This window comes from Collinsella aerofaciens ATCC 25986 (genome assembly GCF_010509075.1).
GTDB classification, from domain to species: domain Bacteria; phylum Actinomycetota; class Coriobacteriia; order Coriobacteriales; family Coriobacteriaceae; genus Collinsella; species Collinsella aerofaciens.
The window spans coordinates 941,698-959,147 of sequence record NZ_CP048433.1; the positions used below are offsets into that span (position 1 = coordinate 941,698).

At 63.1% G+C, this 17,450-nt stretch carries 14 protein-coding genes; 7 read left to right on the forward strand and 7 right to left on the reverse strand.

Features of this window, described 5'->3' with window-relative positions; genetic code table 11:
* Positions 1-80: 80 nt before the first annotated feature.
* The gene (locus tag GXM19_RS04435) at positions 81-440 is read left to right on the forward strand and encodes an IS110 family transposase (protein ID WP_050766140.1); all 360 of its coding nucleotides are present in this window, start codon (positions 81-83) and stop codon (positions 438-440) included.
* A 235-nt stretch (positions 441-675) separates the two neighbouring features.
* On the opposite strand, the gene GXM19_RS04440 is transcribed toward GXM19_RS04435, so the two are convergent.
* Positions 676-1,476: an SDR family NAD(P)-dependent oxidoreductase gene (locus GXM19_RS04440; RefSeq protein WP_006235414.1), complete on the reverse strand. Its 801-nt coding sequence runs from the start codon at positions 1,474-1,476 to the stop codon at positions 676-678.
* Positions 1,477-1,770: 294 nt separating this feature from the next.
* On the opposite strand from GXM19_RS04440, the gene GXM19_RS04445 reads away from it, so the two are divergent.
* Together GXM19_RS04445 and GXM19_RS04450 are read left to right on the forward strand one after the other, a co-directional pair.
* On the forward strand, positions 1,771-3,516 hold the full coding sequence (locus tag GXM19_RS04445; protein ID WP_040359361.1) for a coiled-coil domain-containing protein: 1,746 nt from the start codon (positions 1,771-1,773) through the stop codon (positions 3,514-3,516).
* Positions 3,517-3,695: 179 nt separating this feature from the next.
* Positions 3,696-4,808 carry an IS110 family RNA-guided transposase gene (locus GXM19_RS04450; RefSeq protein WP_239057658.1) on the forward strand — a complete coding sequence of 371 codons (1,113 nt, stop codon included), beginning with the start codon at positions 3,696-3,698 and terminating at the stop codon, positions 4,806-4,808.
* A gap of 114 nt (positions 4,809-4,922) precedes the next feature.
* On the opposite strand, the gene GXM19_RS04455 is transcribed toward GXM19_RS04450, so the two are convergent.
* The 4 genes from GXM19_RS04455 to GXM19_RS04470 all read right to left on the reverse strand — a co-directional run bounded on the left by GXM19_RS04455 (position 4,923) and on the right by GXM19_RS04470 (position 9,307).
* Positions 4,923-6,080, reverse strand: coding sequence for an IS110 family RNA-guided transposase (locus GXM19_RS04455; protein WP_225093533.1), 1,158 nt, complete (start codon positions 6,078-6,080; stop codon positions 4,923-4,925).
* Positions 6,081-6,872: 792 nt separating this feature from the next.
* Positions 6,873-8,084 carry a tRNA preQ1(34) S-adenosylmethionine ribosyltransferase-isomerase QueA gene (gene queA / locus GXM19_RS04460; protein WP_006235409.1) on the reverse strand — a complete coding sequence of 404 codons (1,212 nt, stop codon included), beginning with the start codon at positions 8,082-8,084 and terminating at the stop codon, positions 6,873-6,875.
* A gap of 70 nt (positions 8,085-8,154) precedes the next feature.
* Positions 8,155-8,730 (reverse strand): epoxyqueuosine reductase QueH, encoded by a 576-nt coding sequence (locus GXM19_RS04465; RefSeq protein WP_040359283.1) that lies wholly within the window; start codon positions 8,728-8,730, stop codon positions 8,155-8,157.
* A 10-nt stretch (positions 8,731-8,740) separates the two neighbouring features.
* Positions 8,741-9,307: a DUF3267 domain-containing protein gene (locus GXM19_RS04470; RefSeq protein WP_006235407.1), complete on the reverse strand. Its 567-nt coding sequence runs from the start codon at positions 9,305-9,307 to the stop codon at positions 8,741-8,743.
* Between the two features lie 132 nt (positions 9,308-9,439).
* On the opposite strand from GXM19_RS04470, the gene GXM19_RS04475 reads away from it, so the two are divergent.
* Both GXM19_RS04475 and GXM19_RS04480 read left to right on the forward strand, forming a co-directional pair.
* Positions 9,440-11,590: a methionine--tRNA ligase gene (locus GXM19_RS04475; protein ID WP_040359280.1), complete on the forward strand. Its 2,151-nt coding sequence runs from the start codon at positions 9,440-9,442 to the stop codon at positions 11,588-11,590.
* Between the two features lie 59 nt (positions 11,591-11,649).
* Positions 11,650-12,753: an RsmB/NOP family class I SAM-dependent RNA methyltransferase gene (locus GXM19_RS04480; protein ID WP_006235404.1), complete on the forward strand. Its 1,104-nt coding sequence runs from the start codon at positions 11,650-11,652 to the stop codon at positions 12,751-12,753.
* Positions 12,754-12,777: 24 nt separating this feature from the next.
* Here the strand turns inward: GXM19_RS04480 and GXM19_RS04485 are convergent, their stop codons facing one another.
* Positions 12,778-12,948: a hypothetical protein gene (locus tag GXM19_RS04485; RefSeq protein ID WP_006235403.1), complete on the reverse strand. Its 171-nt coding sequence runs from the start codon at positions 12,946-12,948 to the stop codon at positions 12,778-12,780.
* Between the two features lie 191 nt (positions 12,949-13,139).
* Between GXM19_RS04485 and GXM19_RS04490 the strand changes: the two genes are divergently transcribed.
* Positions 13,140-14,231 (forward strand): beta/alpha barrel domain-containing protein, encoded by a 1,092-nt coding sequence (locus GXM19_RS04490; RefSeq protein WP_006235402.1) that lies wholly within the window; start codon positions 13,140-13,142, stop codon positions 14,229-14,231.
* Between the two features lie 81 nt (positions 14,232-14,312).
* Here the strand turns inward: GXM19_RS04490 and GXM19_RS04495 are convergent, their stop codons facing one another.
* Positions 14,313-15,203, reverse strand: a complete 891-nt coding sequence (locus GXM19_RS04495) for a DegV family protein (protein ID WP_040359278.1) — start codon at positions 15,201-15,203, stop codon at positions 14,313-14,315.
* A 320-nt stretch (positions 15,204-15,523) separates the two neighbouring features.
* Between GXM19_RS04495 and GXM19_RS04500 the strand changes: the two genes are divergently transcribed.
* Positions 15,524-17,440, forward strand: a complete 1,917-nt coding sequence (locus tag GXM19_RS04500; RefSeq protein ID WP_006235399.1) for a fructose-bisphosphatase class III — start codon at positions 15,524-15,526, stop codon at positions 17,438-17,440.
* Positions 17,441-17,450: the final 10 nt, after the last annotated feature.

Consider the following 17,450-nt stretch of genomic DNA (forward strand, 5'->3'; position numbering starts at 1 on the left):
TATCGGAGGCCCTCGACGAGGCCGGGGCCCTCGAGGCCGAGACGGCGGCGCTGCTCGAGGGCGACGAGACCTACGCGTGTCTGCTCACCGTGCCCGGCATCGGCCCGAGGACCGCGGCGCAGCTCGCGGTGTCGGTCGACATCGGGAGGTTCCCGGACCACGACCACCTGGCCTCGTACTGCGGCATAGCCCCGAGGGTGAGGAGCTCCGGCACGTCGGTGAGGTCGGTCAGGGCGTCCAGGCGCGGCGACGCGAGGCTCAAGTCCCTGCTGATCTTCTCGTGCAACAGCCTGGTGAGGTCCTCGGGGCGCTACGGCGAGTACTACCGGGCCTGCAGGGCGCGGGGCATGGGGCACGGGCGGGCGCTCAAGGCCGTCGCGAGGAAGCGGCTCAGGGCGATATACGCCGTGATGCGCGACCGGGTGCCCTACCGGGAGTAGCCCCGACGGTTGACAAAACTATAGGAACACCCAACGACTACGAGATCATCTCCAACAGCCAAGGCAACGCCGATGCTCTGGCGACGTCAGCGAGCGGTCGCCAGGGCGAACAAATTGGCATGAAAAGAGGGCGGCATAGACCTTCTGGTCATGCCGCCCTCTTTGAATGACAAGTTGTCGCCCTGGTGACCGCGCAGCGTCGAGCCGTTACGCGGTTTGGAAAAACCGCGTAACCCTACGGCCGCTGGCCCATGCCACCCTCGAGGGTGACGGTCTCGCCGTTCATGTACTTAAAGTCGGGACCGCAGAGCTGAACGACCACGCGGCCGATCTCCTTCTCAACGTCGCCGTAGTGGCCTGCCGGCGGCATGTGGACGTTGGCCTTGAAAGCCTCGGGGTAAGCATCCTGGAAGTTCTCGAGCGCAGCGGTCCAAGCAAGCGGGCAAACGATATTGACGTTGATGCCGTCCTTGCCCCACTCGTTGGCGGCAACGCGGGTCAGGCCGCGGATGCCCTCCTTGGCGGCAGCATAGCTGCACTGGCCATAGTTGCCAAACAGGCCGGCGCCCGAGGCAAAGTTGACCACGGAGCCCTTAGTCTCCTTCAGGTGCGGATAGGCCTTCTGCATGTACAGATAGGTAGCATACAGACCGGAGTAAATGGCCAGGTTAAACTGGTCCATGGTGTGATCGGCGATGGTCACGCCCGAGGCGCTAGCCTGAGCATTGTTGACGACGGCGTCGATGCGGCCAAACTCCTCAATGGCCTTGTCGATGACGTTCTGGACGACGGCTTCGTTGTCCTGACCGGCTGAAACATCGGCCTGAACAGGCAGAACCTTGACACCGTACTCGGCCTCGAGAGACTCCTTGGCGGCCTCGAGCTTAGCGACGTTGCGGCCGGTGATGACGAGGTTCGCGCCCTCCTTGGCAAAAGCGATATCGATGCCGTAGCCGATGGAGCCAGCGGAACCGTCCTTAAGCGTGGCCTTGCCGCCGCCGGTGACGATCACGGTCTTACCAGTGAAAAGTCCCATACAAAGTCCTTTCAAATCGCGACGGGCCCACCCGCCGACTGCGCGCATCCAACTTCACGCGCCAAAAGCTGAAATGCAACTTTAGCGGGTTCAAGTGAAAAATAAAGACCGCAGCAGGCGAACGGCACAACGTCATTCGGCGAAGGGAATGTCAAGCACGAACTGGATAAAGAGGCCGAATTTTTGTCAGCCAAACGAGCCATCGAACACGTTTTGAAACTTTGCTGCGGCGCGCGGGATGTCGGCGCGAGACTTTATCATAGGGTGACAAACAACGATGAGGAGCACATGCCTATGACAGACGAGCTGGACCCCCAGACTCAACAGCATATTGATGATTCCGCAGACGTCACCGCAGATACTGACGCTGTGACCTGCGATAGTATCGACATCGACGACCCCATCTTGGACGAAAGCGCTACGGCGGAAACCCCCGAAACAGAAAACGCCGATGAGCAAAACGACGATGCGCCCGCTCAGGACGACGCCCCGCAAGCAGCGGGCCCCATCGAGGTGTCTTCGGAAGAAGAGCTCGATGCCGTCATGGACTCCATGATGGATGCTGTCAAAGCGATGAAAGACGCCGTCGCCGATGCCGATATCGATGCCGAGGAAGAGGAGGCCGCCGAGGCGGCCTCGACCTTTGTGCCCGGCGAGACTCCGGTTGCCGACCAGGGCAGCACCATGCCCTCGTTTCTGCAGCTCGAGCACCCCACGATTGGCGCCGATGCGGTCGATCCGCACGCAGCAGGCTTTTCTGTGGTCGAGGGCGGTACCGGCAATATCGCCGCGCCGCAGGCTGCCGATGCGGACGCTGCCGACACCGCTCGCCCGACCGCCCCGCACTCCCCCGCCGCGAGCCGCGATCTGGGGACCGCTGTCTCGAACACTGCGAACGCCGTGGGCACCTTTATCGCCCAGGGTGCCTCGGCCATGCGTGAGATGAACGCCGCGAAAAAGGCACTTGCCGATGCCCGCGCCCACCTGGCCGAACTTGAGCAGCGCATTGCCGATCAGGCCGAGGAACTCGAGACGCGCCAGGATATCGCAGGCCGCTACGAGCAGATCGTCGCCGACCAGCGTCAGGCGATCGCCACAGCGCAAAAGACCGCTGCGGCAGCCGAAATCGATCGCGATGTCCATGCTTCCAAAGTAGCAGAGCTCAAGGGTCAGCTCGAACAAATGAAGACAGAGGATGACGCGACCGAGCTCCGCCTGAAGGCCGCGCTCGATGCCGTGGAGGCCCGCGAGGCGAGCTCGCGCGAGACCGGCAACCGCCTCGTTCGCCGTCTTGAGGATTCCAAGCGCATCCGCGACAAGGTGCAGGCCGAGCGAGACGCCGGCATTGCCGCCGCACAACAAACCGTCGACGCCACGCGCGCCCAGCTCGAGACACTGCGTCATGAGTATGCCGAGCTGCAACGCAATCCCTCGGCAAATCCCGCCAACTATACGGTGCGCACCAGCGAGCTCTCGATGCAGATCTCCGACACGGCAGATGCCCTGCGTAAAGCCGAAGAAGATGTCCCGCGTATCACCGCCGACCTTGAACACTCGCTTGCCGCAGCCGAGCAGGCCGTCGAACAGGCGCAGGCCCCCATTGCCGAAGCCAAACGCGCGCACCAAGCCGTGACGGCAGAGGCCGATGCCGCGCGCGACGAGCTGCAGACCGCAAAAACCGCCGCTGCAACGCGCCAGCGCGAACTGCGCGAGAAGATCGCCGCCGAGGACAAGGCACGCCGCGACCAAGAGCAGAGCATCGCCAACGCCCAAGCAGATGCCGCACATGCGCAGTCGATCATCGAACAGGCGAACGAAGTACACGACCACCCAGAGATTACTGAGTCGCTTGCAGGATCCTTGGCCCGAGACAAAGCCGAACACGCCGAGACCGAGCGAGAGGTTACCCAGCTCGAAGCCACCGAGGACGCGGTGCGCGAGCGTACCCGCGACTCACGCATCAAATTCACCGGCGCCATCGTCTGCATCGTCGCCGCAATCCTGGCGATCATCCTAGTCTGGCTGTTCGCGAGCAAGTAGTCATTTAAGAACGTCCCCAATGACTACAAGGAGTGTCCCAAACTGCCGGCAGAGACGATATGAGCAGGACATAAAAACATTGAGAGCCCCTGCTGCATGAAAGACCGCGGATTAGGCCGACAATGGTGAGTGTCTAATTCAGCCGCGGCGGCCACGCCGCATTCATGGAAGGGGCTCCCATGCTCGATACTACCACCTTCGTCGGCCTCGACGTCCACGCCCGCTCGATAAAGGCAGTCTCCCTCGACGTCATGACCGGGGAGGTGCGCTGCGCGACCTTCGGCTACGACGCCGGGGCAGTCGCGGAGTGGGTGCGGTCCGTGGACCCAAAGGCCAAGTGCGTGTACGAGTCCGGGGTCACGGGGTTCGACCTGCAGAAGAGGCTCTCCGGCCTCGGGGTCGACTGCGTGGTCGGCGCCGTCTCGAAGATGATCAAGCCCAGCGCGGACAGGCGCAGGAAGAACGACCGCAACGACGCCGAGTTCCTCGCCCGCATGCTGTCGGTCGGCAACGTGGTCGAGGTGTGGGTCCCCGACGACGAGTGCGAGGCCGCCCGCGACCTGACCAGGGCGCTCGAGGACGCGAGGGACGACCTCTCGCGCTCGAAGCAGCGGCTCTCCAAGTTCCTGCTCAGGCACGGGCTCGTCTTCGACGAGAGGACGCCCACCGGCCGCAGGAAGGGCAACTGGACCCGGGCGCACTGGTCCTGGATCGAGTCGATAAGGTTCGCGGAGGGGGCCGACAACGAGGCGCTCGCCTACTACGTCGACGCGGTCAGGCGGGCGGCGGAGGACAAGGCGAGGCTCGAGGGGCTCGTCGAGGCCGAGACCCGCAAGCCCAGGTGGAGGAGGAGGGTCGACTCCCTGCGCTGCCTCAAGGGCGTCGACACCGCGACGGCCGCCGACCTCGTGTTCGAGGCCGGCGAGTTCTCGAGGTTCAGGAATGCCCGGTCGTTCGCCGCATGGGTCGGCCTGACGCCCTCCGAGCACTCCAGCGGGGAGAGCGACCGCAGGGGCGCGATCACCAAGGCGGGCAACAAGCACCTGAGAAAGGCGCTGGTCGAGGCCGCGTGGCACTACCTGACGTGCTCCGCGCGGCCGAAGGAGCCCGCCAGGGGCCAGGCCCCGGACCCGGGCGCCCGCAGGCATGCCGCCAAGGGCGTGCGGAGGCTGGTCGAGAGGCGCGGGACCCTGCTCGCGCGCGGGGTCCACAACAACAAGGCGAACGTCGCCACGGCGCGCGAGCTCGCCTGCTGGGTGTGGGCGGTCGGCCTCATGGCCGAGGAGGCGTAGGGGGGTGTTCCTATAGTTTTGTCAACTGGGCAATGCTGTTTTCGAGATTGAATCGCGACATGCTAACGCCAGGCCTTTCGGCCGATGGGCTCCAATCTGTTCGGAGCGCTTCGACTAGGCGGCGTAGGGCACCCTGTCCCGCATGATCGCGTAGATGACCTTCAGCCTCTTTCGTGCCAGCGCCTTGAGCGCCTTGCCGTGCGGCATGCCCCGCTCTCGGCACCTAGCGTAGTAATCGCCCCATCTTCCCTCTGTCCGGGTAAGGCAGTTGCACGAGAATATGAGCAGGTTCTTCAGCCTCTTGTTGCCTTGGCGCGATGCCGTCACCGAGGAGATCGAGGTCCCCGACTGGCGGTTGCGCGGCGCCAGGCCGCAGTACGACGCGAGCCTGTCGTGGCTTGGGAAGTCTTCGATATCTATGGAGATCGCGAGCTCGGAAGCGGTTTTGGGGCCGATCCCCGGCACCGTCAGGAGGCATCGGTAGGTATCGTCGCCCTCGAGGAGGGCGGATATCTCCGCCGTGATCACATCGATCTCCGCCGAGTTCTCGGAGATCCTGCGCGCGAGCAGCCTCACCGCCCGGTCCTCGGCGGCGATGGCCGCCGCGTCCGGCCTTGTCGAGGAGGCCGTCGAGCGGACGAGGGCCTCGATCTTGCCGCGCGCCGCCCCGCGCGTGAGCGCCGCCGCCCTGCGGGGCCCGGCGTCGGCCACCGACCAGGCCCCGCCGAGGGATGCCATGAGCCTCAGCTGGGGACCGTCGGACAGGTCGACCAACGCCTCGAAGGCGGGGCACGATTCCAGCAGGATGCTGCGCAGCCGGTTCTTGCTCCTGGTGTTTTCGCAGGTCAGGAAGTTTCTCTGGGCGGCCAGCGCCCTCGCCGCCGCGACCGTCGGGCCCGGATCCCCGACCGGCAGGAGTGCGTCGGGGATGCCCAGCGCCGTCTTCGCGATGACCATTGCGTCCCGCTCGTCGGTCTTGGCGTCGCCGGCGAAGAGCCTGGCGGCCCCGTGTGCCGCGAGTCCCGGCAGGTACGCCGCCGACATCCCGGCCGCCTTGGCGCGGGCGAGCGCGAGGGCGCCTATGTTGCGCGACTGGTCGACGACCACGAGCGCGTCGGGGAAGCGGCCGAACAGCGAGTCCAGATCGCCCTCCCTGTTCGCGACGGGGGCGCTCAGCAGTATCTCGCCGTCCCGGGTCGCGACGCATGCCCAATGGGACAATTTCCCGACATCGAGCCCGATGACGGCTTCCGGCATTCTAGGTGGTGCCACGGTGTTATCCTCCAATCGGTAGGCCGATCGGAACCCCTCCCTGCGACACCCACATTACCTGGCCGTGGCGCTTGCGCCCGGCAGTTTCCTATCAGTCGTCCGGAGCGGCGAGCGCCCCCGGTGGCAACACCCCCCGGGCCCTCTACGGGGCAGGGGCAGACGGCCATCCGGAGGCGCCCGATCGGCGGCCCCTCGGGGCTTGCCCGTATCGTAGGCAATGCGCCGAATGCTCGCCATCGAAATTTATCGGTGGCCCACTTCAGACTGTAATGGGCGGTCCCCCGCACATAAGCCGATCACCCCGGAAGCGGTTGGATCCGAAGCCGTTGAGGCGAACCTCAGGTCCCTTTTCTGCGAGCGCCCAGGGCGCCACACGCGTGCACAGACTGTCGGTTCGACGTAGAAGCCTCAGCCGTAGCAACGGATTGCCCAGCGAGAGATCGCCACGGGCGGATATTAAACTGCAAAGACGAGCGTCGGGAAGACACGCCGAGGTCGCCGCGGACGGGTTGATATAGGGAGAGGGCCTGACCCCATATCGTTGGGGCCAGGCCCGATTTTGCCTCTTGACAATGTCCTGCTCATATTAAAAGGAACGTCCCTAACTGCCGCATCCGGAGCAAGACAACGCCGCAGGTAGAGGACGGACAGCGAGCGGGCCGCATTTGAGACAAGGTGACGTGAAACGAAAGGGCGCTGACCTTCTGGTCGCGCCCTTGAAGTTGAACGTCAGATTGTCCAAATGCGGCCCGCGCAGCGTCGAGTAGTTACGCGGTTCGTAGAACCGCGTAACTAACAAATGAGCATCGCGTCGCCAAAGCTGAAGAAGCGGTAACGTTCTTCGATAGCAGCGGCGTAGGCATCCATGATCTGGTCGCGGGTGGCAAGCGCGCTCACGAGCATCATGAGCGTGGAGCGCGGCACGTGGAAGTTCGTGATCAGCGCATCGACCACGTGATAGGTCGAGCCGGGCATGAGGTAAAGCTGCGTCGTGGCGCTCTCGCGCACCACGATGTCACCGCGGCCAAGCGTATCGGCCCCGTCCTCGCGGCCTTCAAAATAGCGCGCCGTCACGGCCGGATCGGACACCGGCGCGTCCGTGTCAAACGCGCTCTCGAGCGAGCGCACCGCGGTAGTGCCGACGGCGATCACACGATGGCCCTCCGCCTTGGCCTTATGCACGGCGTCGACAACCTCCTGCGACACGTGGTAGCGCTCGGTGTGCATGACGTGCTGCGTAGGGTCGTCCTCCTCCACCAAGCGGAAGGTATCGATGCCCACCTCGAGCTCGACGGCGGCAAACTTGGCACCCTTGGCCTCGATAGCGGCCATGAGCTCAGGAGTAAAATGCAGACCCGCCGTAGGAGCGGCAGCCGAGTGCTCCTCCTTCATGGCGTAGACGGTCTGGTACTTCTCGGGATCGCCCTCGTAATCGGTAATGTAAGGCGGCAGCGGCACGTGGCCGGCAGCATGGATAGCCTCGTCGAGCGTGCGCGGGTCGCCGGCGGCATTGCAACCGGCCGGCTCAAAGCGCACCAGACGGCCACCGCGGCTATCGGTGACAAAGTCGACGACCTCGGCCGTCAGCACCACGGGAGCCCCCTCGGGCGCATGGGCGCCACCGGCGCGATACTCAATTTGGGCACCGGGCTTCAGACGCTTGCCCGGCTTGACCAGGCACTCCCAAACGTGACCCAGCGGGTCAACATCCTCGCGGCGCTTGAGCAGCAGCGTCTCGACCACGCCGCCCGAGCCCGTCTTGCGACCGATCAAACGGGCCGGCATCACGCGCGTCTGGTTGATGACGAGCACGTCGCCCGGCTCGATATAGTCGATGATGTCGCGGAAGATGCGGTGCTCAACGGTACCGCCGTGCTCCAGCGGCGTTCCCGCCTGGGAGCCCTTGCGATCCACCACCAGCAGGCGGCAGGAGTCGCGCGGCTCGGCAGGAGCCTGGGCGATGAGCTCTTCGGGCAGGTTATAGTCAAAATCATCGGTACGCATAGACACGTCGGATACTCCTTATATAGTTAAAGTCCGCTCTACATCCTAGCAGGCTGCCAGCCCAAAAGAACTACTTTTTGGACGCTTTGCGCTCGTCGCGGATGCGGGCGCGGTCCATGGCCGCCTCGACGGCCGAGAATCGGCAGCCGCAGTAATTCTGCCGATACATGCCCAGCTCGCGCGAACGACGCGTGGCCTCGGGGTAATACGGGCGAAAATCGCGAATCACCGGGGTGAGCCCATGTGCCGCCGCCAAGCGCTCGAGCACGTCATTGCAGGTGTCGAACAGCTGATACGGCGAGACGGCGAGCGTCGTGCCCACAAACTCAAACCCGCGCTCCTGGGCCACACGGCACGCCTCGGCCAGACGCAGGGCATAGCACGCGCGACAGCGACGGGCTCGGTCGGCTCCCAGCGGGGCCACGCCGGCCTCCCAGCGCTCACGGTCCTCCCCCGCCTCGATAAGCTCGATGTCGCCATCGGCACACCACCGGCGCAGCTCGTCCAAACGCCGCTGCCATTCATCGTGAGGCTGAATATTGGGGTTTGTCCAGCAGATTGTGGGCTCAAACCCTTCCTCGCGCAGCAGGCGGACCGGCTCAAGCGAGCATGGTGCACAGCACGCATGCAGCAACAACGGCTTCATCGACATCTCCTCACCCGAAAAAGCGCACGCCGAAGGACGTGTCCTCGCAGGCGACAATGCGGCGGTCGCGCAAGATGGTCCGCACGTAATACCAGTCGCCTACACAGCCCGACAAATGCAAGCCGGCCGCCAAATAGCACAGCAGCGGATAGCCCGAAAACGCAAACCCCAGGGCAAACGCTGTCGTCACAACAACCGTCGGCGCCAGGCAAACCGCCACGTACCGCCGGCGCGAATACACAACGCCCTCGGCGCAGGCATAGATCATCGCCGTCTCGCGATTCGCCCCAAAGGTCACCTTCGCGCCCGCAGGCGCCAGCAGCTTAAAAAACACACCGTGCACCAGCTCGTGCACGGCAAATGAAGCCGCCGAAACCGCAGTCAAGCCGACCATCCAGCCCAAGACGGCCATCCAGCCGCCCGCGTCAGCCACATCCAAGTCTGCAGGCCCGCCCAGCAGCATAAACACCGGCACCAGGCACACGGCAAACACGCCGACTACGACCATCCCCCACACGAAGCAAGCGTGCAGAAAATCCTCGTCCTCAAACGCATGTATGTTGGAAATCTCATTCATAGCATCTTAGGATAGCGCCCCTGCCACGTACCCGTCCGCATGTGCGATAATGTCGAACGATATGCACGAATTGACCACCGCGTCGCCGAGCCCCACGCCCGGCTGCGCTCCCACCATATGCGAAGGAGTCCCATGGCATCCAAATACTCCATGAACGACCGTCCCAGCTGGCCTCGCCGCGCCATCGTTACCGCCGGCGAGCCCTACGGCAACAAGGGCCTTCACTTTGGCCACGTTGGCGGCGTCTTTGTCCCGGCCGACTTCTTCGCCCGCTTCCTGCGCGACCGCCTGGGCCGCGAGAACGTCATCTTCACCTCGGGCACCGACTGCTACGGCTCGCCCATCATGGAGAGCTACCGCAAGCTCAAGGAGAACGAGGGCTACGACAAGTCCATTAGCGAGTATGTCGAGTCCAATCACTCCCGCCAGGCCGCAACCCTCAACAACTACAACATCAGCTGCGATATCTACGGCGGCTCGGGCCTTGAGCCGGCTGCGCAGATTCACAACGAGGTGACCGCCGAGATTATCGAGCGCCTGCACGAGCAGGGCACCATCTCAAAGCGTTCCACGCTGCAGTTCTACGATGCCAAGGCCGGCACGTTCCTCAACGGCCGCCAGGTGATTGGCAGCTGCCCCATCCAGGGCTGCAAGTCCGAGAAGGCCTATGCTGACGAGTGCGACCTGGGTCACCAGTTTGAGCCCGAGGAGCTCATCGCGCCCAAGAGCCAGCTCACCGGCGAGGTGCCCGAGCTGCGCCCGGTCGACAACCTCTACTTCGACCTGCCGGCCTACCTCGACTTTATGAAGACCTACACCGCCAAGCTCGCCCAGAACCCGCAGGTTCGCTCCGTGGTCTCCAAGACCATGGAGGAGTGGCTGCTGCCGGCTCAGCTCTACATCCAGAACAAGTTCCGCGAGGCCTTCGACGCCGTCGAGGACCAGCTGCCCGAGCACACCGTGCTGGAGCCCGAGGGCAACAAGAGCAGCTTTACCGTCACCTTCCCCAGCTGGAAGGAGCGCGACGACGCTCACGCAGTGCTCGCCAACGGTGGCGTGCGCTTCCGCAGCGGCAAGGCGCTCGTGCCCTTCCGCATCACCGGCAACATCGACTGGGGCGTTCCGGTGCCCGAGGTCGACGGCGTCTCCGACGTCACCTGCTGGTGCTGGCCCGAGAGCCTATGGGCACCCATCAGCTATACGCGCACCGTGCTCGCACGCGATGCCAAGGCCGCCGGCGTGACCGAGGGTGTCGCCGCCCAGGACGCCGCCCTTATGGGCGAGCCCTCCGCCGATTCCACGCAGGTCCCCGCGCCCACCTACCAGCACAGCTCGCTCGACTGGCGCGACTGGTGGTGCTCGGATGACGCACAGATCTACCAGTTCATTGGCCAGGACAACATCTACTTCTACTGCATCGCGCAGACCGCCATGTGGAAGGCCCTGGGTTGGAACCTCACGCAAAGCACCGTCAGCGCCTGCTACCACCTGCTCTACATGGGCAAAAAGGCAAGCTCGTCCTCGCAGACGCCTCCCCCACCGGCAGACGACCTGCTCAACCACTACACCTGCGAGCAGATGCGCGCGCACTGGCTGTCGCTCGGCCTGTCCGAGAAGCCGGTGAGCTTTAGCCCCAAGGCATACGACACCCGCGTGACCGGCAAGGACAAAGACGGCAACGAGGTGCGCGCCTGCGACGACAAGCGCGTCATCGACCCCGCCCTTAAGGAGAGCGCTCTTTTGACCGGCGTCTTCAACCGCCTGGCCCGCAGCTGCTTCTACGGCGTCGCCGTCAAGGAGGGCGACAAGAGCCCGTACCGCAACGGCTGCATTCCCGCCGGCGCCGCCTCTGCCACCGTGGTCGAGGCCGCCGAGCAGGCCGCCCTCGCCTTTGAGCAGGCCATGTACAAGTTCGAGACGCACCATGCGCTCGCCGTGTGCGACGACTACCTGCGCGCCGCCAACAAGCGCTGGAGCGACGCCTCCAAGGCCGCCAACAAGCTCGAGGGCGAGCAAGCCAATACCGCGATGACGCAGGCCCTCGTCGACGCCTTCACCGAGCTGCGCGTGGCGACCGTGCTCATGCACGGCATCGTGCCGGCCGGCTGCGAGCTCATCTGCGAGTACTTCGACATCGACCCAGTCGCCTTCTTTAGCTGGGATAACATCTTTGCCTCCACGGATGAGTTTGTGGAGGGCCTGGGCGAGAAGCCCGGCGAACACCGCGTAAAGCCGCTGCCCCCGCGCTTCGACTTCTTTAGCAAGCACGAGAGCCAGTACTAAAGCACGCCAGCAGCGACGTGCCCGGAAAGTAGTCAATTTGGGACGGGAAGGAAAGACGGATGTCCAAGCCGCGTCGTCGTAAGCAGAAAAAGCAGGTTAAGCCCGAGCTCAAGCTCAGGCAGTTTGCCGCCACCGAGCTTTCCGACCAGCTTGCCGCCCAACACTCCGCCGCCGACCTGCCGCGCTTTATGGTCGACACGGTCGCCGGCGCCTATGCGCCCGCCGATGCTCAGCTCATGATCGAGGGCTTCGGCGCCGCAGCCACGCGCCCGGTCACGCTGCGCGCCAACACCCTCAAGGCGACCGCCGAGGACATCGCCGCCGCGCTCGACGCAGCCGGCATCGCCCACCGCCCCGTCGCATGGTACCCGGACGCTTTCATCCTGCCCGAGGCCCAGGTATCCGATCTGTGGGATCTCGACATCTACCGCGACGGCAAAATCTATCTGCAGAGCCTGTCGTCCATGATGCCGCCTTTGGTGTTGGGCGCTCAGGCCGGCGAGGACATCCTGGACATGTGCGCGGCCCCCGGTGGCAAGACGACGCAAATCGCCGCCCTCACCCAGAGCCAGGCACACCTCACGGCCTGCGAGATGAGCATTCCCCGCGCTGAAAAGCTTGAATCCAACCTCCATCGCCAAGGCGCCAAAAACGTGCCTGTCATGCGCATCGACGCACGCGAGCTCGACGAATTCTTCCGCTTTGACCGCATCCTGCTCGACGCCCCCTGCACCGGCACGGGCACCGTCATCAGCGGCAACGAAAAGAGCCTGCGCGGCCTGACCGAGCAGCTGCTTGGCAAGTGCGCCCGCTCGCAGCGCGCGCTTCTGGACCGCGCCATGGGCGCCCTCAAGCCGGGCGGCACACTCGTCTATTCCACCTGTTCGATTATGCCGCAGGAAAACGAGGACGCCCTGCAAGAGGCCCTCGACAAGCACATGGATTGCGAGCTTATCCCCCTCGACGGCACACCGAGCGAAAGTGAAGCGCGTCGCGCCCAGGATGCCGGCGAGGAGCCGCATATCGAGTGCAACGCCCTCACCGAGGCCATCGCCGCCGGCCATGTCTCGGCCATCGCCAACGGTATGCCCGGCACGCTGACCATTCCGCCTAGCCGCGATTTTGAGGGCTTCTACATTGCCCTGATCCGAAAACGCAGCTAGCGCACGGATCAAAAACTCAACAAGCTATCTCTGTGCGCGTTTGCCCTGCTGGTCGCGATGCTGTTTAAGCATCGCGCGCTCCTTGCGTTCGGCCCTTTTGCCCTTAATGGCCGTGACCACAAAGTAGATGACCGCGGCGGCAACGATTGCGCCCACGCACAGGCCAATCGAGCCAAACATTGCTGTCAATTCCATACCGCGTCACCTCTCTTTTAAACGGGACTTTCAAGATAGCACCTCGATCCTCGCCACCACAGCTCCTTCACGTTCTCCCGCCCTTCGGTCTAACGGATGGTGCGGCGGGGAAAAATCAACTCGTCAAACGATTTAGCATTCGCAATTCCGGCTGCATCGCGCCGGCCACCATCGCATAGAATCGAGCCTCCATGGATACCCTCAACGACCTAAACGAACGCGTCGACGCCTTTGTCGGCACCAGCTCCTTCGACACGCCTGCCGCGGCAAACGACCAAGCTCCCATCGATGTACCCGCCGAGGTTCACGAGGACATCGTCGCCTCGGTCGATTTCTCCGAGGTCGAGCTCGCAGACGAGTTCACCGAGCCCCAGGTAGCCGTGACCCCCAACGGACTGCTCCCCATGGAGCCCCTGCCCATCGACGGACGTCTGCGCAAGGCTGCTCTTCGCATGCCCGACGAGATCGAGGAGGCCAGCGGCTTCACGCTCTTCGGCCGCCGCATCAAGTCGCTCATTTACACTACCGATGTCGCGGTTATCCGCAACTCCAACGCCGATGCCGTTTTTGCGGTCTACCCTTTCACGCCGCAGCCCGCCATTACGCAAGCGCTGCTGACCGTCGCCGAGTGCCCGGTCTTTGTAGGCGTGGGCGGCGGAACTACGACCGGTAAGCGCTCCGTGCAGATGGCAGCCGTCTCCGAGATGCAGGGCGCGGCGGGCTGCGTGGTCAACTCCCCCGCTACTGCCGAGATGGTCGAGCACATCACCAACATCGCCGACATCCCCGTCATCGCCACGGTCGTACGTTGCGACGACGATGCGCATGCCAAAGTGCGCGCCGGAGCCAAGATTCTCAACATCGCCGCCGGCAAAAACACGCCCCAGGTCCTGCGTGAACTGCGCGAGCACTATCCCAACCTGCCGCTCATCGCGCCGGGCGGCAAGACGCCCGAGAGCATCCGTGAGACCATCGCCGCCGGCGCCAACGCCATCATCTGGACGCCGCCTTCGGCACAGCAGCTACAGACCGACATGATGCAGCGTTATCGCAAGATGAAGGAAGAAGCCACACCTGTCATCTCGCGCGACGATGTGCCCATTATCGACCAGGTCGCCGCCGCCGAAGTCAGCCAGGTCGAGAACATGAATCCCGATGTGCCGATTCCCGACGAAGTCATCGAGCGCGTCGCTTCGATCCACGAGCGCGTCGAGGAGCATCGCGCCAACCGCGGCCTCAAGCCGTCACTGCACGGCTTCTTCTTCCGCGGAAAGAAACGCTAATCGTAACAGCAAGGCCCGCCCCACAAACGTGAGGCGGGCCGTTATCGTTTGAGCAATCATGCAGCGACGTGATGGGGCAAATTAATCCACGCGCTTGTCGCCCATAAAGAAGAGCGCCACCGTACCAGGTCCGGTATGCGAGCCAATCAGAGTACCGATGTCATTGATCTCAATCTTGCCTTTAAGCTGCGGAACCTGTTCCTCAATCAGCGCCGCAACTGCCTCGGCATCCTCGCGGCACGCCGAGTGCGACATGATGCACTTACCCGAATAATCCGCACCGTCCTGCACGTGTGCCATCATGGTCTTGGCCATCTCGGAAATCGCGCGCTTCTTAGTGCGAATCTTCTCACGTGGCGACAGCTTGCCGTCGCAATCGACCGTCATAAGCGGGCAAATCTTAAGCGCCGTGCCGATGATCGCACTCGCAGCCGAAATGCGACCGCCTCGTAGATAGCTCGACAGATCGGTCGAGAAGAACCAGTGGTGCAGGTTGAGTTTGTGCTCCTCGATCCAGGCAGCCGTCTCGTCGAGTGAAGCCCCGCTATCGCGCACGTCGGCGGCATATTCCAGCAACAGGCCAAAGCCCGAAGACGCCGCCAGCGAATCGATGACGCGCACCTTGCCGCCCTGGGGATAGCGATCCGCGAGCATCTGCGCCGCAACGCAGGCCGATCCATACGTGCCCGAAATACCCGACGACAACGCCAGGTGCAGCACGTCTTTACCCTCGGCAACAAACGGCTCCCAAAACTCCTTGTACTCACCCACGCTCACCTGAGACGTCTTGGGCATGGCGCCCGCGGCAATCTGGGCAAAAAACTTGTCCGGCGTAATCGACTGATACAGATCGTCCGTATGGACAACATCGTCGATCTCGTAATGAAAACACACGACAGGGATATTGCGCGACGCAAAGAACTCACGGGTTCGGTCGGCGGCGGATTCACAGGTCAGGACAAAATCACTCATATGAGGCTCCTTACTCATTGCTGCGCAAATTATCGCACAGTGAGCCTACATACGGTACATATGTCCACTATTTACCAAATCGAACCAAAAATAGCGAACATCTTTATCACCATCGTCTCCACCGGCCCCACGCATAAATATCTGAGAAAACACCTTCTGTCGTCTCCACTCAACCGCCATATCCACCTCAACTAAATCGATTTACCAAACCGTTCAGCCGACAATTCAGCCGCCGGCGCAAAATCGAAACAAAAGCGGCGCATACTGATAAACGTTTGACGCTGTTTATCAGTTTTACCAGCCCCATCGGAAGGTGTTTCATGGTCGCATTCGATCGCAACCCGCAAGACTTCAAGTATCTGCGCCTGCTGTCGAGACAGTTCCCCACCGAACAATCCGCGTTTACCGAAATTATCAACCTCTCGGCCATCCTCAACCTACCCAAGGGCACCGAGCATTTTATGAGCGACGTGCATGGCGAGTACGAAGCCTTTATGCACATCCTCAACAACTGCTCGGGCGTCGTGCGCGAGCATGTCGACGAGATTTTTGGCGACACGCTCTCCTTTGACGAAAAGGGCGAGCTGTGCACGCTAATTTACTACCCGCGCGAGAAGATTGAGCTGGTCCGCAGCCAGCGCGAGGACTCGCCAACTTGGTACAAGACGATGCTTGACCAGCTCATCATGGTCGCACGCTCGCTTTCGAGCCGCTACACGCGCTCCAAGGTGCGTAAGGCCATCCCGCGCGACTACGCCTATATCATCGACGAGTTGTTGCACACGCACCCGGACGAGAACAACTATCGCGTGCGCTATCACGAGCGCATCGTGGAGTCCATCCTGGAGACCGCCAGCGCCGACGACTTTATCGAGTCGCTCGCTTCGCTCATCAAGCGCCTGGCCGTCGACCACCTGCACCTGGTGGGCGATATCTTCGACCGCGGCGGCGGCGCGGCCAAGATTATGGACCGCCTGCTCACCTACCATTCGCTCGACATCCAGTGGGGCAACCACGACCTGCTGTGGATGGGCGCTGCGGCCGGTGAGCCCGCCTGCATCGCCACGGTATTGCGCAACAACCTACGCTACGACAACTACGAAATTCTAGAGAACGACTACGGCATCTCGCTGCGTGAGCTTGTCGCCTTTGCCGATGCCACCTATACCGCCGGTGAGTCCATCACCCCGCTGATCAAGGCCATCAACGTGCTGCTCTTTAAGCTCGAGGGCCAGATTATCCAGCGCCACCCCGAGTTCGATATGACCAACCGCCTGTTACTCGACAAGATCGAACACGACACCGGCACGGTCACGCTCGCCGACGGCAGCGTGTGGTCGCTCACGACCAACGACTTCCCCACCGTCGACCCGGCGGACCCCTATACGCTCACGCCCCAGGAGCAGCACATCATCGACAAGCTCGTGTCCGAGTTTGTCACCGCCGATCACCTGCATCGCCATATCGATTTCCTCTATTCCCACGGCTCGATGTACAAGGTCGCCAACGGCAACCTGCTCTTCCACGGCTGCGTTCCGCTCAACGAAGACGGCACCTTTAGCAGCATGAACTGTCTGGGCACCTGGCACGCTGGCCGCGATTATCTCGATTTTTGCGACCACATCGCCCGCCGCGCCTGGCGCGTGGGCGACCGCGACGCTCTCGACTGGATGTGGTACCTGTGGATTGGCTTTAACTCACCCGCCAGCGGACGCCTGGTGCGTACCTTTGAGCGCGCCTATATCGCCGATAAGAGCACCTGGGTCGAGCCGATGGATCCGTACTTTACGCTTACCAAGTCGCCCTCGGTCTGCGATGACATCATGCGCGAGTTTGGCGTCGCGCCCATGGCATGCTCGCCGACCGGCCACATCATCAACGGCCACACGCCCGTTAAAACTACCAAGGGCGAGCAGCCCATCCGCGCCGAGGGCAAGCTGCTGGTCATCGATGGCGGCTTCTGCCGCGCTTACCATCCCAAGACGGGCATCGCCGGCTATACGCTCATCTCGAGTTCGCGCGGCTGCCGCCTCAAGTCGCACCGGGCCTTTACGACGGTTGCCGAGGCACTCACGCGCAACGTGGACATCGAAAGCGAGACCAACCGTTTTGACCAAGCAGACCGTCGCCGCATGGTAAGCGACACCGATACTGGCGCCAAGATCCGCAGCCAAATCCAGGACCTGCGCCAGCTCCTCGATGCATATAGAAACGGTGCTATCGAGGAGCGCGCCTAGCACCACCCGC

Excerpts from the sequence above, each read along its gene's own strand:
- GXM19_RS04500 (WP_006235399.1), top strand. The coding sequence starts at position 15,524 with ATGGTCGCATTCGATCGCAACCCGCAAGACTTCAAGTATCTGCGCCTG.
- GXM19_RS04465 (WP_040359283.1), bottom strand. The coding sequence starts at position 8,730 with ATGAAGCCGTTGTTGCTGCATGCGTGCTGTGCACCATGCTCGCTTGAG.
- GXM19_RS04480 (WP_006235404.1), top strand. The coding sequence starts at position 11,650 with ATGTCCAAGCCGCGTCGTCGTAAGCAGAAAAAGCAGGTTAAGCCCGAG.
- GXM19_RS04495 (WP_040359278.1), bottom strand. The coding sequence starts at position 15,203 with ATGAGTGATTTTGTCCTGACCTGTGAATCCGCCGCCGACCGAACCCGT.
- GXM19_RS04475 (WP_040359280.1), top strand. The coding sequence starts at position 9,440 with ATGGCATCCAAATACTCCATGAACGACCGTCCCAGCTGGCCTCGCCGC.
- GXM19_RS04490 (WP_006235402.1), top strand. The coding sequence starts at position 13,140 with ATGGATACCCTCAACGACCTAAACGAACGCGTCGACGCCTTTGTCGGC.
- GXM19_RS04450 (WP_239057658.1), top strand. The coding sequence starts at position 3,696 with ATGCTCGATACTACCACCTTCGTCGGCCTCGACGTCCACGCCCGCTCG.
- queA (WP_006235409.1), bottom strand. The coding sequence starts at position 8,084 with ATGCGTACCGATGATTTTGACTATAACCTGCCCGAAGAGCTCATCGCC.
- GXM19_RS04485 (WP_006235403.1), bottom strand. The coding sequence starts at position 12,948 with ATGGAATTGACAGCAATGTTTGGCTCGATTGGCCTGTGCGTGGGCGCA.
- GXM19_RS04445 (WP_040359361.1), top strand. The coding sequence starts at position 1,771 with ATGACAGACGAGCTGGACCCCCAGACTCAACAGCATATTGATGATTCC.
- GXM19_RS04440 (WP_006235414.1), bottom strand. The coding sequence starts at position 1,476 with ATGGGACTTTTCACTGGTAAGACCGTGATCGTCACCGGCGGCGGCAAG.
- GXM19_RS04470 (WP_006235407.1), bottom strand. The coding sequence starts at position 9,307 with ATGAATGAGATTTCCAACATACATGCGTTTGAGGACGAGGATTTTCTG.